The organism is Desulfobacula sp., from assembly GCF_030145145.1.
Classification (GTDB): domain Bacteria; phylum Desulfobacterota; class Desulfobacteria; order Desulfobacterales; family Desulfobacteraceae; genus Desulfobacula.
The window spans coordinates 1-15,896 of the sequence record NZ_JAQYWD010000033.1; the positions used below are offsets into that span (position 1 = coordinate 1).

At 43.9% G+C, this 15,896-nt stretch carries 15 protein-coding genes and 2 tRNA genes; 8 read left to right on the forward strand and 9 right to left on the reverse strand.

Annotated elements, in window-relative coordinates:
- Positions 1-316 precede the first annotated feature (316 nt).
- The 5 genes from Q1Q15_RS17920 (at position 317) to dctP (ending at position 5,258) form a co-directional block, all read left to right on the forward strand.
- Positions 317-1,096: a ParA family protein gene (locus Q1Q15_RS17920; RefSeq protein ID WP_300463033.1), complete on the forward strand. Its 780-nt coding sequence runs from the start codon at positions 317-319 to the stop codon at positions 1,094-1,096.
- The gene (locus Q1Q15_RS17925) at positions 1,093-1,476 is read left to right on the forward strand and encodes a hypothetical protein (protein WP_300463036.1); all 384 of its coding nucleotides are present in this window, start codon (positions 1,093-1,095) and stop codon (positions 1,474-1,476) included. The genes Q1Q15_RS17920 and Q1Q15_RS17925 overlap by 4 nt, the downstream gene beginning before the upstream one ends.
- Positions 1,476-3,035 (forward strand): topoisomerase DNA-binding C4 zinc finger domain-containing protein, encoded by a 1,560-nt coding sequence (locus Q1Q15_RS17930; RefSeq protein ID WP_300463039.1) that lies wholly within the window; start codon positions 1,476-1,478, stop codon positions 3,033-3,035. Before Q1Q15_RS17925 ends, Q1Q15_RS17930 begins: the two co-directional genes overlap by 1 nt.
- 33 nt (positions 3,036-3,068) lie before the next feature.
- A complete protein-coding gene (locus tag Q1Q15_RS17935; protein WP_300463042.1) occupies positions 3,069-3,989 on the forward strand; it encodes an EamA family transporter in 921 nt (306 codons plus the stop codon).
- A 171-nt stretch (positions 3,990-4,160) separates the two neighbouring features.
- Complete coding sequence (gene dctP, locus Q1Q15_RS17940) at positions 4,161-5,258, forward strand: TRAP transporter substrate-binding protein DctP (protein ID WP_300463044.1); 1,098 nt, start codon at positions 4,161-4,163, stop codon at positions 5,256-5,258.
- A 311-nt stretch (positions 5,259-5,569) separates the two neighbouring features.
- Here the strand turns inward: dctP and Q1Q15_RS17945 are convergent, their stop codons facing one another.
- The 5 genes from Q1Q15_RS17945 to tadA all read right to left on the reverse strand — a co-directional run bounded on the left by Q1Q15_RS17945 (position 5,570) and on the right by tadA (position 9,599).
- Positions 5,570-6,892, reverse strand: coding sequence for a TRAP transporter large permease subunit (locus Q1Q15_RS17945; protein WP_300463047.1), 1,323 nt, complete (start codon positions 6,890-6,892; stop codon positions 5,570-5,572).
- Positions 6,892-7,476, reverse strand: a complete 585-nt coding sequence (locus Q1Q15_RS17950; protein ID WP_300463049.1) for a TRAP transporter small permease subunit — start codon at positions 7,474-7,476, stop codon at positions 6,892-6,894. Before Q1Q15_RS17950 ends, Q1Q15_RS17945 begins: the two co-directional genes overlap by 1 nt.
- A gap of 262 nt (positions 7,477-7,738) precedes the next feature.
- Positions 7,739-7,815: transfer RNA gene (locus Q1Q15_RS17955), tRNA-Pro, on the reverse strand.
- 39 nt (positions 7,816-7,854) lie between these two features.
- On the reverse strand, positions 7,855-9,144 hold the full coding sequence (locus tag Q1Q15_RS17960) for an adenylosuccinate synthase (RefSeq protein WP_300463052.1): 1,290 nt from the start codon (positions 9,142-9,144) through the stop codon (positions 7,855-7,857).
- A complete protein-coding gene (tadA, locus tag Q1Q15_RS17965; RefSeq protein WP_300463055.1) occupies positions 9,144-9,599 on the reverse strand; it encodes a tRNA adenosine(34) deaminase TadA in 456 nt (151 codons plus the stop codon). Before tadA ends, Q1Q15_RS17960 begins: the two co-directional genes overlap by 1 nt.
- Before the next feature lie 254 nt (positions 9,600-9,853).
- Between tadA and Q1Q15_RS17970 the strand changes: the two genes are divergently transcribed.
- Positions 9,854-9,930, forward strand: a tRNA-Arg gene (locus Q1Q15_RS17970).
- A gap of 125 nt (positions 9,931-10,055) precedes the next feature.
- On the opposite strand, the gene Q1Q15_RS17975 is transcribed toward Q1Q15_RS17970, so the two are convergent.
- Both Q1Q15_RS17975 and Q1Q15_RS17980 read right to left on the reverse strand, forming a co-directional pair.
- Positions 10,056-10,391, reverse strand: a complete 336-nt coding sequence (locus tag Q1Q15_RS17975; RefSeq protein ID WP_300463056.1) for a PilZ domain-containing protein — start codon at positions 10,389-10,391, stop codon at positions 10,056-10,058.
- Between the two features lie 44 nt (positions 10,392-10,435).
- Positions 10,436-10,648, reverse strand: coding sequence for a hypothetical protein (locus Q1Q15_RS17980; protein WP_300463059.1), 213 nt, complete (start codon positions 10,646-10,648; stop codon positions 10,436-10,438).
- Here Q1Q15_RS17980 and topB point away from each other — a divergent pair.
- Positions 10,647-12,830, forward strand: a complete 2,184-nt coding sequence (topB, locus tag Q1Q15_RS17985) for a DNA topoisomerase III (protein WP_300463062.1) — start codon at positions 10,647-10,649, stop codon at positions 12,828-12,830. The two genes, Q1Q15_RS17980 and topB, sit on opposite strands and share 2 nt — an antisense overlap.
- On the opposite strand, the gene Q1Q15_RS17990 is transcribed toward topB, so the two are convergent.
- Entirely contained in the window at positions 12,827-14,572 is a 1,746-nt protein-coding gene (locus tag Q1Q15_RS17990; RefSeq protein ID WP_300463064.1) for an ARMT1-like domain-containing protein, read from the reverse strand. The genes topB and Q1Q15_RS17990 overlap by 4 nt on opposite strands.
- 125 nt (positions 14,573-14,697) lie before the next feature.
- Here Q1Q15_RS17990 and Q1Q15_RS17995 point away from each other — a divergent pair, with 125 nt between their 5' ends.
- On the forward strand, positions 14,698-15,348 hold the full coding sequence (locus Q1Q15_RS17995; protein ID WP_300463067.1) for a DnaJ domain-containing protein: 651 nt from the start codon (positions 14,698-14,700) through the stop codon (positions 15,346-15,348).
- 20 nt (positions 15,349-15,368) lie between these two features.
- Here Q1Q15_RS17995 and Q1Q15_RS18000 read toward each other — a convergent pair whose 3' ends face one another.
- Complete coding sequence (locus tag Q1Q15_RS18000) at positions 15,369-15,881, reverse strand: YfcE family phosphodiesterase (RefSeq protein WP_300463070.1); 513 nt, start codon at positions 15,879-15,881, stop codon at positions 15,369-15,371.
- Positions 15,882-15,896 lie beyond the last annotated feature (15 nt).

Consider the following 15,896-nt stretch of genomic DNA (forward strand, 5'->3'; position numbering starts at 1 on the left):
CAATTAACCGCAAGGAGGGGTGAACCGTAGGCATGGCTTGTATCGTATATTGCTTTACCGCTTCTGACGGGTAGAGAAGTGTAGGTATCGGCGGGTCTATGCCTTCAAGTGAGATGGATATGTTTGCCAATGACGTCAATCTCCTGTTTACTATTTGATATTACGCCGTATTATGATATATTCGCCGGAATATTTCAACGTGCTCTGAAGATTTCATTATCATTCTTTTAATTGAAAAGTAGAGAGATTTTGGCAACACCCGCTATTTAAATGATAAGATTGAAATTTTTGTCAATTGTGCTAAGGAGATAAGGTTATGACTAAAATAATGACAATAGCAGGTCAGAAGGGGGGGACCGGTAAAAGCGTTACAGCAGTAAACCTGGCCACCTCATTTGCTTTAATTGAAAAATCCACGCTGTTAATTGATTGTGACCCCCAGGCAAGCGCCACACAATGGTGTGGTATCAAGGCGTTGGATTATACTGCTGACATTGCCCGGGTGTTGTCCGGGAAAGCAACATTTAAAGATGCTGCAATAAAAACAGAATTCAAATACCTGGATGTCCTGCCGGCAGGATTTGATTTGTTTCAAGTCGCCTTGAAATTAGCCAAAACCACTGAAAATGAAAAAATGCTACGTCTTTTCCTGAAAGATGTTGAAGATGTGTATGAGTATATTATTATTGATGCACCGTCTTCCTATGGCTTTTTAAGCGTTGCCGCCATGACGGCTGCTGACTGGCTGCTGGTCTGCATGTCTGTTCATGACAACTCAAGGCAAGATTTTCATGCCCTGCTCAGAATGGTAAAATATATCCGGACAACGCACAATGTCCCTTTGAAAATCGCCGGACTTCTTTTCAACCGGTGTGATACAAAAGAAGAAATCTTGTCCTTTATGGAAAATCAAAACCTGCCGGATATCAAACAAATGGTGTATGATACCTTTATTCCCAGGGATGAGACCATTCAGCGATCCATTGATTTGAAAATTCCCGCTGCATTGCAGAATATAAAGAGCCCGGCAGCAGAAGCCTATTTACGGTTTGCAAAGGAACTCCATTTTTTTTTCAATAAAAGAGGTGTTTTATGAAACTTACAAAGCCAGAGACCCTTCAGGAACATGAAAAAGACTTTATTGACGCAATAAACGCAGAAATAGACTGGGATGCCATTGAAAAACTGCTGCTTGAAAAGCATTGTTTCAGTCTTCAAGAGGAGATAGATTACAAAGAGGGCGATCTGGTGGTGTATGAGAATCATATTGCCTATAAATTTGATTTTGAGATTAAGGTCCCTTTAACTGTGATTTTTAACAGGAACGGTGAGTGTTTGAAGATGTCAACCCTGGGGGATGATTTTGAAGGAGACCATTCAGTGCCGCCAATAAATCCAAAACAAGATGATAAGGTGGCTCAAATGGCCTTGAATATAGCAGATATGATTTCTGAAATAAATCAGGACGATCACTAATGGCGGGGGAGGCTAAACCCGTTAATGGATTTTCTCCAGCCGTTGTAAGGGCGCAATTGGAAGAAATGCTGGCCCGGGAAATAACGGCAACGCCTGACATGGATTCAAGCCGTTTCATGTCGCTCTTGGATTTGCCAGGGATCTGCTGCATAACCCTTATTGTTGAAAAAGAAAGGGACATTCTCCAGGCGTTGGATTCCCCACCGAAAAGATATACACGAGCATCCTTTGTAAAGGAATTGATCGATATCGGGCTTGAAAATGATGCGGCCCTGGACAAGACGGTGATGTCAGTTTTAAACAGGGGATATATCGGTACAAATGCAAACGGGGAATTTATATCTGAAAAACCGGCCTTTGAGATGGCGGCGTTTCTTGACAGCAGGTTTCCGGGTATGCCGGGAATAAACCTGGTTGCCTTTGCACTTCAGATGATGGAAGAGGTGAGTTCGGGAAGAAAAAGCCTGGCCCTGGCACTGCAGAGCTTTAAGGACACCCTGAAAAGCCGTGGCGGATCGCTTTCTCGGGACCACACTGAAAAAAAATCTCCTGAATTGGTTTCAGGCAGTGTTTTAATCCCAAGTCTGGCTGAGGAAACTCCCCGGGAATTAAAGAAAGACAATCTGGATCGCCTGGCCAAAATTATCAAAAAAAGAAAAAAACAGTCAATTGATTCTCCCGGTCAATTAATTATAAAAAATTTATTTGACAAAGGATCCTCAAAAGAAACGATAGACGATCAGCAGGCAGAAGCCAGAAAAGCCCTGGAAGCGAAACAAGCCGAGGAGGTTAAACAAGCTGAGGAAGCTAAACAAGCTGAGGCAGCTAAACAAGCTGAGGCAGCCAGAAAAATAGCGAAAGCGCAACAAAAAGCCGCAGCAGAACTTGCCCTGGAGCGGGCCCAGGCAGAAGAAAAAAAGCAGGCAGCAGAAGCTGCGGCAAAAGAAACAGCAAGACAACTGCAAGAACTGGCGCTGAGGGAAAAACAGCTGTTGGCAGCCCGGGAAGCAGCACGGAAAGCCGCTGAACAGACCGCTGAAATCAAAGCAATAATGCTTGAAAAAGAAGCCCGGCTAAAGGCTTTTGAAGCGAGACTGAAAGAACAGGAAGCGCAACCGCAGCACCACAGAAAAGCAGCCGGACAAAAACAGATCCCGGAACAGGATATAAAAAAAGGGCCTCAAACAGACGCGGATGTCGCGTCCCCGGGTGTGGCCTTTGAAATCCCCCGCCCCCTGTCTTGTCCCCTGTGCAAAGACGGGGAAATTGTTTTAAAAATGACAGAAAAAGGAAAAGAATTCTTTTCATGCACCCAGCCGGAGTGCCGGTTTGTCTCCTGGGATAAACCCTATCTGTTTGAGTGCCCGCTGTGCAAAAACTTGTTTTTAACAGAAACACTGACGCCCACTGGTGAAAAAGGTCTGAAATGTCCCCGGGCGTCCTGTTCCTATACCCAGGGGAACCTGTTTGATCCAAAACAGAATATGGCGGCCCAGCCAGTCACCGGATCCGTACTGAAAAAGAAGAAAAAGATCGTTAGAAGAAGAAAGAGACGTTAAGGACTATATCCTTAGATAACCGGGTAAGAAACCATGGGAAAAAAACAGGTGAACCCTTCACAGCTGGTTCTGGCATATGCAGGCCTTGCCCTGGCTGTTTTTTTCTGGTCCATCAATACCGTTATTGCAAAAGCGGTCATGTTTCAGATAAAACCCATGACGCTTTCCTTTTACAGATGGCTTGTGGCCTTTGTCATCCTCTTGCCCTTTGCGGTTCCCCGGCTAAAAAAAGAGTGGCCATTGATTCAACAACACCTGGGATTTTTATTTATTTTAGCGGTTCCCAGTGTCGCGGTTTATAATTCTGTTGTCTATTTCGGTGCCCAGTATACCACTGCCACCAATATTTCTCTGGTAGTGTCCACAATGCCGGTTATGACCCTGCTTTTTTCCTGGATCATCAACAGAGAAGACCCTTATCTTTTACAGGTACTGGGCGTGACGATTTCTCTTTTGGGAATGGTGATGATCATCGCCAAAGGATCATGGCAGGTTTTGCTCAGTCTGTCCTTTAATTCCGGAGATCTGCTGATTGTTTTTTCCATTACCTCCTGGGCACTCTATTCTGTTTTGTTGAAAAAAAGGGAGATTGATATTTCGCCTATTTCTTTTCTAATCGTTTTGATCTGTTTTGGTATGGGTTGCATTTTACCCTTCTATTTGTGGGAATTTTCAGTTTTTGGGGGGATTGAGATCAATCCTGCCAATGTGTCAACCTTTTTGTATCTGGGAATATTTCCTTCAATCCTTTCCTATATCTTCTGGAATTATGGCGTAAAGACAGCAGGGCCGTCCGTTGCATCCATCTTCATGTATCTGTTGCCCGTTTATACGTCGATTATTGCCTATGTGTTTTTAAACGAACGTCTTTTCTTTTACCATTTTGTTGGAGGATGGCTGATTCTGTCTGGGTTGATCCTCTCATCTTTCAGGCGAACGATAAAACATCTTTGATTATTATTCCTTGACTTGGCGCTTGATTTGAGCATAAAACGAGATTTAGTAAATCAACGATATTCATTTTAGCGATAACGTAGTAAATTTGTTCGTGTTTGCTCCAAAACGGTTATGGTTAACACCCTAAGGGGAATTGTAAAGTTAATAATCACTAAAAGGAGATGTTGCATGGAAAACAACGACAGGCGAAAATTCATTAAAAAAGTTGGAATGGGTGCTGCTGCCATTGGTGCAGGAATCGCTTCCAGTGCAGTTCCTGCAATGGCCAAAGAAAAGACCTATAGATGGAAAATGGTGACCACCTGGCCGCCGCATTTCCCCATGCTGGGTGAGAGCGCAGATAAAATTGCCCAATGGGTAGATGAAATGAGTGCCGGGAGACTTAAAATTTCTGTGTATGGCGGGGGTGAGCTGGTGCCACCCTTGGGCACGTTCGATGCCGTCAGCCAGGGGACTGTTGAAATGGGGCATGCCGCTTCGTATTACTGGGCAGGAAAATGTCCGGCAGCCCAGTTTTTTGCTGCAGTGCCGTTTGGATTCAACGCCCAGTCCATTAATGCATGGATCTTATCAGGCGGTGGAATGAAACTGTGGGAAGAACTCTATGCAAAATTTAACATGAAACCGTTTCTCGCCGGTAACACCGGTGTTCAGATGGGTGGTTGGTTCAATAAAGAGATCAACTCCATGGATGACTTTAAAGGTCTTAAAATGAGGATACCGGGTCTGGGCGGTAAAGTCCTTGCAAAAGCAGGGGGCAGTGCCATTCTCATGGCTGGCGGAGATATCTATACCAACCTTGAGAGGGGGGTCATTGATGCAACCGAATGGGTCGGTCCTTTTCATGATTTGAAACTGGGCTTTTATAAAGCCGCAAAATATTATTATTATCCGGGGTGGCATGAATTTGGCACTGCATTTGAATTAATGGTGAACCTGGATGCATGGAATTCGTTACCGGACGACCTTAAGGCCATTGTCAGTGCAGCCACTTACAAGAGTAATATATGGATGTTGTCTGAGTTTGAAGCCAAAAATAATGCCGCCTTAAGGGAACTGATAGATGTCCATAAGGTCCAGCTCAAGGAATTCCCGAAACCCGTTGTCAAAGAGCTTAGAAAATTGTCCACCGAGGTGCTGGAAGAACTGGCAGCTTCTGATCCGGACAGCAAAAAGGTGTATGAGGCCTTTCTGGCATTCCAGAAAAATATTCATGCATGGAATAAACTGACAGAAGAGCCCTACCAGCAGTTGAAAAATCTTTAACCCAACTTTTGGAGGTGGCTATTTTTAAATGGGGTCAGGCTTTCCTTGTGGCACGTTAAAAAAAGTCTGACCCCGTCCAAGATAAGCGGTTAGCACCCAAAAGGGCTGGAAAAATTTTCCAGCCCTTTTGGGTCTTTTGATATAGATGAGAAAGCTATTTTGTGTTTGGACGAAAACTTACCCATCTGCTGCGTTGCTGCATAACTCTGAAATCCTCTGTACAGTAGTACATTCCGGTTTCAGAGTTTCTTGCGCCTTGCATATGAGCAACTTTTCGTCCAAACACGGGTTTCCGTTCAGGCACTATTTTATCAAAGAGTGCTGGGCAACCAGGTCACTGACTCGGGCACCAGGCAGATAATTAAAAGTCCGATAATCTGAATAATCACAAACGGAATGATCCCCTTGTAAATATCCATGGTTTTTATTTCCGGCGGGGTGACCCCTTTCAGATAAAAGAGTGAAAACCCGAAAGGGGGTGTCAGAAAAGAGGTTTGAAGGTTGACGGCGATCAGGATTGCCAGCCACAGGGGATCCACCCCCAGGTGAATCATGATCGGTGCCAGAACCGGGACATGGATAAAGGTAATTTCAATAAAATCCAGGAAAAACCCGGCAATAAAGATAATGGACATGACAATAAAGAGAATTCCCCACTTTCCAAAAGGGAGACCTAAGATCAGTCCTCTGACCAGCGCATCCCCTCCCAGGCCCCTGAAAACAAGTCCCAGGGTGGAAGCCCCCACCAGGATGATAAAGACCATACAGGTCAGTTTGGTGGTCGTATTCATGACATCTTTTACAATTTTATAATTGAATCGCTTGTGCATGGCCGTCAAAAGGGTTGCACCGATGGCACCGACGGAGGCCGCTTCTGTGGGGGAAGCGATGCCGGCAAAAATAGACCCCAGGACAGCGATCATAAGGGCCAGGGGTGGGATAAGTGCCTTAAAGACTTTTCCCAAAAGTTCTTTTCGTGTCATCTGATCAAGGATTTCTTGATCAATGGGAGGTGCCCATTCCGGTTTTATCTGGGCGATGATCAATATATAGGTCATATACAATGCCACAAGGATTAATCCGGGGATAATGGCAGCGATAAACAGATCACCAACCGAAACATTCATGATTTCTCCCAGCAGAACAAGGACAATGCTGGGCGGTATGATCTGTCCCAATGTCCCCGAGGCAGCAACCGTTCCCGTGGTCAGGCTTTTACTGTAGCGATTCCGGAGCATGGTGGGCACGGAAAGCAGCCCCATGGTCACAACGGTAGCCCCGACAATACCGGTGGAAGCCCCCATGAGTGCTCCGACAAAAATAACGGAAACAGCAAGACCTCCTTTGATCCTGCCGAAAACAAGGGCCATGGCTTCCAGTAATTCTTCAGCAAGGCCTGACTTTTCCAGCATGACCCCCATGTAAATAAATAGCGGCACCGCCATAAGGGAGAAGCTGGTCATGGTCCCCCAGATTCTTAACGGCAAGAGGTTAAAGAACCCCGGGCCAAACCCATATAGACCGAACACCAAGGAAACACCTCCGATGGTAAAGGCAACGGGGAAACCTAAAAGCAATAATGCAAAAACAACGGCAAACATAATCAGGGGCAAAAACTCAGTGATAAATTCCATTATGATTTATCCCCCTGTCGTTTGCTTGTGACCTTCAGGTTACGTGTGCCCTTTAGGTTAAGTCTGCCCTTAGGGGTATATCCCATGATGACCATAAGATTTTTAGCGGCTTCAGACAATCCCTGCACAATGAGAAGGGAAAACCCTAACGGAATCATTGTTTTTAAAATATACCGTGCCGGCAGGCCTCCAGGATCGGGTGAGACTTCCCGGACTGCCCAGGAATTCAAGATAAATCCCTTGGTGGCGAGAATGATGGCCACGGAAAAAGGAATAAGAAAAAGAAATACACCTAAAAAATCAATCCATGCCCTGGTTTTTTTCGATAGGTTGACATAGAGGATGTCCACACGGACATGTCCCCCCTCTTTCAGGGTATAGGCAGCGCCTATCAAGAAGACAATGGCAAAAAGATGCCATTCTAATTCCTGAAGGGCAACATTTCCCTTATTAAAAGCATATCTCATTACCGTGTCGTAAAATACGACCAGGACCATTAAGGTTGTCATCCACCCGACGAGATGTCCGATTTTGTCGCTCAGACCGTCGATTATCCGGACAATTTTTTCAAGAAAGGATATCAATTTTTTTGCTCCTCGATTCAAATAAACAGGGTTTAACTGCTGTACCCCTTTTAGTAAGTATGAATGAATTCAAAAAGTGAATTCCTTATAAATGTTAGGAAAACAGAAATTTGTCAAGGTTTTATCGTGGTAAGGGGGGAGTTTGTCTGGCGAAAGAATAGGTGAAAAGAATTTTTTCCCGGTAAATGATTAAATGGAGATTCGGGTGGTAAGGTTTGGTATATAATATACCAGAATTTGTTGATCAAAAAACTTTAAAAGCTGGTCGGGATGAGAGGATTTGAACCTCCGACCCCAGCGTCCCGAACGCTGTGCTCTACCAGACTGAGCCACATCCCGACTGCAGAAAAAGGTTATACACAAAAAAAACAAAAAAGTCTAATTGAAAATGCTTTCTTTTAATATTGTTGCTTCTCTTCCCGGTCCTACGGAAATAATTTTAATTTTGACATGAGACAGTTCTTCAATCCTAGCAAGGTACTTCTTTGCATTTTCCGGCAGGTCATCAAATTGTGTAATGCCTGAAATGTCGTGTTTCCAACCTGGATGGCTCTCATATACAGGGGTACATTCCTGTAAAATTTTAATGTCAGCTGGAAAATGTTTGATAATGGTTCCACTATGGTCATAGCCGGTACAAATTTTAATCTCATCCAGATCATCCAGAACATCCAGTTTGGTAATGGCAAGGCCGGTCAGGCTGTTTAACCGGGCCGCGTTTTCAAGAACAACCATATCCAACCAACCACAGCGTCTTTTCCTGCCGGTGGTGGCACCGAATTCTGAACCGGTTTTCTGGATTTTTTCTCCAATGTCATCAAATAGTTCCGTGGGGAAGGGGCCTTCACCGACGCGGGTTGTATACGCTTTTACAATCCCGATGATTTCATTGAGATTTGCAGGGCCGACACCGGACCCATTGGCGGCATTTCCAGACACAACGGAAGATGAGGTTACAAACGGATAGGTTCCATGTTCAATATCAAGGTGGGTACCCTGAGCACCCTCAAACAGCAGTGTTTTGTTATGGGCTATTCCGTCACTCAATATGACCGACACATCTGCAATATAAGGAATCAACCGGTCTTTTATTTTTTGAAACTGGTCAATTACCGTTTCCGGGTCCATGGTTTCCGTTTTAAAATAGTGCTTCAGATAAAAGTTTTTTTCTTCAAGAATAGCGGTTACTTTTTCTTTAAAAAATTCAAAATCAAGGAGGTCACAAAACCGGATGCCCCTCCGGGTTGCCTTGTCTTCATAACAGGGACCGATGCCCCTGCCGGTTGTCCCGATCTTCCGATCCCCCTTCCTGGTTTCCCTGGCACTGTCGATCAGTCGATGATAGGGCATGATGATATGGGCCCGGTTACTGATTTTAAGCATATCCGGTGACACATCGATATTATTGGATGTCAGATAATCGATTTCTTCCAATAAAACAAAGGGATCAACGACAACACCATTGCCGATAAAACATTTTTTCTGTTGGATAATCCCGGAAGGGATGAGATGGCTGATAATTTCTTTCCCCTTGACAACCATTGTGTGTCCGGCATTGTTGCCCCCCTGAAACCGGATGACATAATCTGCATGTTCGCTTAACAAGTCAACAATCTTGCCTTTTCCTTCATCTCCCCATTGTGTTCCGACAATTACTGTATTTCCCACTAATTACTCCTTTTATTCAAAAAAAAACCTTTAATGAGCTGTTTTGTTTTTTCTTCACATATCCCTGATACAATTTCAGGGTGATGGTTCAATCGTTTATCCTCTGCCATGGCATATAATGATATTACCGCCCCCCATTTCGGATCGCTTGCCCCAAAGACAAGTCGTTTGATCCTGGCATGAATGATGGCCCCCATGCACATGATGCAGGGCTCAATGGTAACATATAAAGTCGTGTCAACCAGCCTGTAATTGTTGGACACTCCGGAGGCCATGCGCATGGCATTGATCTCAGCATGGCTTGTGGGGTCATTTGATGATATGGGACAATTGTAACCATATCCGATAACCGCTTTATTCTTGTCCACAATGACGGCACCGACAGGAACTTCATCCCTGTCTGCTGCTTTTTGTGCCTCTCCAATGGCAAGGTTCATATAATATTCATCATCCATAATTCAGGCTATAGTTATATAAATCTTTTTTCTTAAGGTCAAATTAATTAAATTGTTTTGCTTGAAAATTAAACAATGATGTTGTGAAATGGTTTCAGGTCGGGGACGGATGCAGGTGGTTTCCTTTAGAAAAATTCGGTCAGGAGTTGCTATCGGGATGGGGGGGATGGTCTTTTCTATATTCAAAATGCCATTCGCCAAAACAAAATCTTGAAATATTGCAAAAATCTTGATATAAGAACCAGATTGTTTGCGCGCCCGTAGCTCAGCTGGATAGAGTATCTGACTACGAATCAGGGGGTCGTGAGTTCGAATCTCGCCGGGCGCACCACTAACAATAAAAGTTTTCAGCGTTTAGTTGAAAACTTTTTTTGTTTTAAATATCGTTTGTCCATGATTATTAGTATTCATCGACGATAATAGAAGAAGTAAAGAAGGCTATGCTATCAAAATCTATCAATCATAATAGGCAGGTTCATTATATTCAACCCCATACTTATGGGAACCTTTGGTATCAAGATCAGACGATGAAGAAGGCGTTGACCATTTGACACTGCCAAAATAACTCTTGTATTTTTCAGGACCGGGTGCATGGTCATCATAATTTTTCATTTCAAGATAAACAAGATGACCGACAACAAGTTTTTTATTCGTCAACAATAACATGCCGCCTTGGGAGTAATCTTTCATCTCTGCATAATAGTATTGATCCTGGTTGTCCATCAGGTGCAGATGCATTGGGCTGCTATGTCCATATCTTTGATAGTGCCTTTTTTCTTTATAAACTTCCATTTTTAGATCCTATTCCACGGCTTTTAAAGTGCCGGTTGAACATATCATGTAAAAAAACTAGGGTAGTTTATAACAATAATAGTGACTAAATCAATAACATCATCAATAATTGAACTAAAATTATTTTTTTTGGGTCGCTGGTTCATCTGAGTGTTTATATCCGGATGATGGCAGGTTGCGTTCAGGGTATAACCATCATGAGAATTGCTGGGCAGCCTATTGGAAATACCTGTAAATGGTGATAAATTGGTTTCCATGACAGATCTAATCCTGACAGAAAAATTTTCCGTGGCAGCTGATTTTGCAAAAGCGCTGGGCGTAAAAAAAAAGGGGGAGGGGTGTTTTGAGGGGGATGACCATGTTATCACCTGGGCTGTTGGGCATCTTGTGACCCTGTATGAGCCGGATGATTATGATAAAAAATTGAAAAAATGGAAAATTGAAACACTGCCGATTATCCCCGGTCGTTTTAAATACAAACCCATCAGAAAAACGGTTCGGCAATTTAAGAATATTAAAAAGCTGTTGGGTAAAAACCGTTTTACGCGTATCATCATCGCCACGGATGCAGGGCGTGAAGGTGAGGTCATCGCCCGGACCATCCTTTTTGAAGCGGGTTTTCTGGACAAGAGCCGCATGTTCCGTTTCTGGACCAGTCAGGCCCTTGTTCCAGAGGTGGTCAGAAGCACCATGGAAAAATTGAAACCGATTACAGATTATGACCGATTATGGCGGGCAGGCTATTACAGACAGGTATCCGACTGGATGATCGGTATGAACTGCACCCGGGTGCTGACGATTCGACTGAAAGACCTTTTTTCCGTGGGCCGTGTTCAGACCGCTGTGCTTGCCCTTCTGACCGATCGCAAAAATGAAAGAGATACGTTTGTTCCCACCCTCTATTGGACGATAACGGTGGTGTTTGCCGGGGAAAGGGGAAAATGGAACGGTCACTGGTTTAAAAAAAAAGAGACCCAGCTTACAAATAAAAAAGCGGCAGCAGAACTGTATACCCAGCTGACCCATGAAACTTTACCCGGCGTTGTGCAGTCTTTAAAAACGGAGAAAAAAAGGGAGCAACCCCCCTATCTTTTTTCCCTTACCGACCTTCAGCAGGCGGCCAATATTAAATTTGGGTTTCCGGCAAAGAAAACCTTAGACATTGCCCAGCGATTGTATCAGGATAAAAAGTGTCTGTCCTACCCGAGAACCGATTCCCGGGTATTGGGCACCCAGAGTATTGATATGGCCAAACAGATCATCAAAAAATTGACTGTGGCGTACCCGGAAATTTTCAAGGATATTGACGGGCAAAAGGTATCCCTTTCAAACAAGAGAGTGTTTAATGATGCAAAACTTACTGACCACCATGCACTCATTCCGTTCAAGCCGCTATCCGCAATGGCAACAGGGGATGAAAAAAAGGTGTTTGATCTTGTGATGAGACGGTTTTCTGCAGCATTCCACCCGGATTGTCAGTTTGAAAATACCCGGATCATTACCCTTTTCAGCAATGAAACGTTCCAGACCCGGGGAAAAATAGTTCATGTTCAAGGGTGGCGGCAGATTTACATGGAAAAAACAAAAGACAAAAAACGGATTGACCATATCCCCCCGCTTGTTCAAGGGGACACGGGTATTGCTGAAACCGTTACCTCTGATGAAAAACAGACCCAGCCACCCCCGGAATATTCGGATTCACTGTTGTTAAAAGATATGACAAATCCCGGCAGATTTGTGGCAAAAGAGGCGATAAAAAAATTCTATCGGGGGGATATCGGTATTGGTACTCAGTCAACACGAGCCCAGATAATTGAAACCCTGATCAACCGAAAATATGTCCATCGATCCGGTAAAAAACTGTTGGCAACGGACAAGGGGGTTTTTCTGGTTGGATTTTTGAGAAAATGTCCGGTTTCTTCTGTTCTTACCTCCCCCGAGGAAACCGCACGATGGGAGATGACCCTTAACACCATCGCCCTTGGAGAAGGGTCTGATACCCATTTTCTTGTGAATATTAAACACTTTGTCACCGAAGCTGTCAGCGAACTGAAACAGGCAGCGCTTGCATCAAACCGGGTGAAACCGGATATTCAGTCCTTACCCTTGATCAACAATGGTCCTGTCTGCCCGGTATGTGGCGGAAAAATAATTGAAGGGAAAAAAGGGTATGGATGCGCCAACTGGCGGGTGGATGACGGCAACTGCCGTTTTGTTATATGGAAGGACATCTCCGGTAAAACGCTGACGGCAAAAAATATCGAGACACTTCTGACAGGCAAAACAACCCGGCCGTATGTATTGAAGGATACAGCCGGTGAAAAATTCAAAGCACGGATGAGACTGATTCAAAACACACAGACGCTCTTTGCCCTGGAGATAGTGCCGGAAAATGAATCCCCGGCCACACCAGGTTTTCAGGTTTCCTGTTCCCGTTAAGAAGCGGCCAGCCGCTGGTCATACATGGATCCCACCCCATATTCATTCCGGCGCATGAATTTATCCAAAGACGGCCCAATGAGCTGCATCTCGGGATTTTCCCGTTGCACCTCCTGGGCAATTCTGATTTCTTTGGTACAGCCGGTGCTATAGGTTGAATCTTTCCCGATCCATTCCGGCGGAACCTTTTTGTTTAACAATGAAAAGCTTTCGGCAATATCGTCTGATGTCTGGAATCTCCATATATCGATGTACCGGCTTCTTTGAACAATTTCCCACATGAACATGAGATCGTCTGCATCCATACCCGGTTCATAATAGTGGGACGGGTTGATAATAAAAAGATCCGTAGACTGTTGGTGCAGGTATTCAATAAAGGTCTGCATTATTCGTTTGGCCACATCGATTTTTCCAGGGATGGAGCCAATGATACCGCTGTAAAACATAACGGTCATCCCTTTCTTTTTAGCGGTTTTCATTTGATCGATAATTTTATTGGCCATTTCTTCCAGTTGCTCATGGGAAAATTTGATAAAATGGGGATGCCTGGGTTTATACGTCACCCATAAGGCTTTTTTTTCAAGACGGATATTGATGATGTCCTGGGTAAACTGAAAATGCGAGTCGATTAATCTTTTTTTCTGGGCCACACCCCGGGATATGACACAATCTACCTCCTTGAAGATTCTGGAAAAGGTCGTAGAGGTCAGCAACAGGTTTATATTCTCCCGGGTCCCGTCAGATACCACATAGAGATGCTTATCATGTTTTAACAGCTTAACCAGGTTATTTTTGCTGATGGTTTTTTCATGAATAAAATGGGCATTTTCAAACTCCTTCACTAAAACAGGATCTGTCCTGGTGTCGGCCAGACAGACTTTTTTAAAGAAGGGCGCTTCCTTTACTGCGAAAATAACGATATGCCCAAGGTCTGCCAGAAATTTAGCAATTTTAAGATCCGCAACCACTTCACCGGATTCATCGGCAAGCCATAGTATTTTTTGGCTTTGGGCTTTCATGAGCTCGAGTAATTGCGGCAGTCCATTCCCTTTGATAGGGGTTTTAAATATCTCTTTGATCTGGCTCAATGACGGCAGTTTTGTATTTTTATGGGTCCAGAGACTGTCTTTTGCCATCAGGGTTAAACGCCTTTGGAATTCAATTTCTTTTATTCGTTCCCTTAATGCAAACAAAGAGAGGTCTTTTGGGGTCACCAGGGTCCCATTAATCTGATTTAACGCTTTTTTAAAGGTCTCAGAGTCTAAAAATTTTTGTATTTTTTTATTGGCCGCCCTCTTTTCAGCTGAATAGGGGTTTTCGATATGGGTGCGGCTTGAAAAGATCTGGTAAAGGCGTTTCTCCAGCCTTGACGGTATCAAGAGACCGGTTCGGATTTCATCATCATATTTTATTTTGATCAAGGCCTTCAGGAACTGATTGTCATAGGGTGAATCGATTAATTCATCAATCATGCATATGAGTTTATTGAACACCTGCTCGTAATGACCCTTGAGAGAGGGAAGGTATTGTCGTGACATGATCGAATCAAACATTTTGTCGGAACAGGGATAATACCGTTCTCCGTTTTCTGGATAGACCATGAATTCGATCTGTTCCCTTGAACCAACCGTGGTGGGATAAGCAAACGGGTCAATATGGTTTTTAAGGAAAAATGAAAAAAACCATGCATCAAAATCAGGATTTTCACCCACACGAACCCCCTTGTTTTCTTCGTCTTTCATGGATCCTCCTTTTTGAAAAAAAACGGTACATGCTATCATTCCCATGGGCCTTTTGCAATGAAATATCTGTGCAAATGACCTTGACACAGTGCCCCCAGGAGGCATACACATAGGATATGATGGATATGAAAACCGCGTTAGGGATTTTAAATTTGGATGGCACCGCTTCTGTTGCCGATGCAAAAAAAGCGTACCGGGATTTAGCAAAAAAATATCACCCGGATGTGTTTGAAAAGAAAAATGGCCGCCAAATTAATGCAGAGGCAAAAATGAAACAGATAAATCTGGCATTTCGCCATATGGTTCCTCTGCTGAAAAAAAAAGAAGCCAGAATAAAAGTAAAAGAAACAAGGGATGGTAGAGAAACGGTCAAAACCGGATCCATGAAACATGACACCAAACGGTTTGTTTCCTTTTTAACCCATATCATTAAATCATGGGTGTCCTTTTTCAATAAAAAAAGAAAGAACAGCAGGCCCCTTCGAGGCAAACCTGAAAAAAAAATACCGATAAACAAATTCAACCGCAAGGTCCTCCGGTTTCATGAGGTCCTGAAAAGTGTTCATCCCGTCCCCACTGATAGACAAAAAAAGACAGGTAGGCCGGAAAAGAAACGATATCCGAGAAGCCGGAGTCCTTACCTGGGGTACCAGAAGTATATGGCATTGAAAACAAAGCTGGCATCAGGACAATCCGGCCGGCATCAGGGGATACCCATCGAAAGCGTGCATAAAATTGAACCGGTAGAACCCATACCCCCAGTGGGTAAACGCTAAACCGGTTGTTGAACCATCCTTTAAAAATCTATTGTGATCAATTTGTCGCCTGTTTTAAGATCAATCAGATGGGCTGATGTGTTGTCAATCACCCCATACGTATAAAGGCCGTTTCGAGGACACGTAATGGAGCCTGGATTCATAAAGATGATGGACTCCTTTTTTTCCAGAGAACAAAGGTGGGTATGGCCCTGTATGATAATATCGGTCTCTTTGGAGCAGGGGTAAGGGCGATGGCCATGACAAAGCAGAATTTTTTTATTGAAAGCGGTAAATGCCATTGCTGTGCTGCTCCCGGGAAAAAAAGAGGGGCTGTCGCAATTTCCATAGACGTAATAAAAATGGTGTTTGAAGGTCTGTAAATCCCTTTTTATAGATTCCGGCTGAAAATCAATATTTGCGTAATTCCCGTATCGGGTATCAAAAAGATCTCCGGCAATGGCAAGTCCGTCATTGGGTGTTAACAGCTGTTTCATGGTTAGCCATGAACCGTAACTGCCATGGATATCTGCGGTAATAAAAAGGTTTTTCATGGGCGTTTTCCCTTG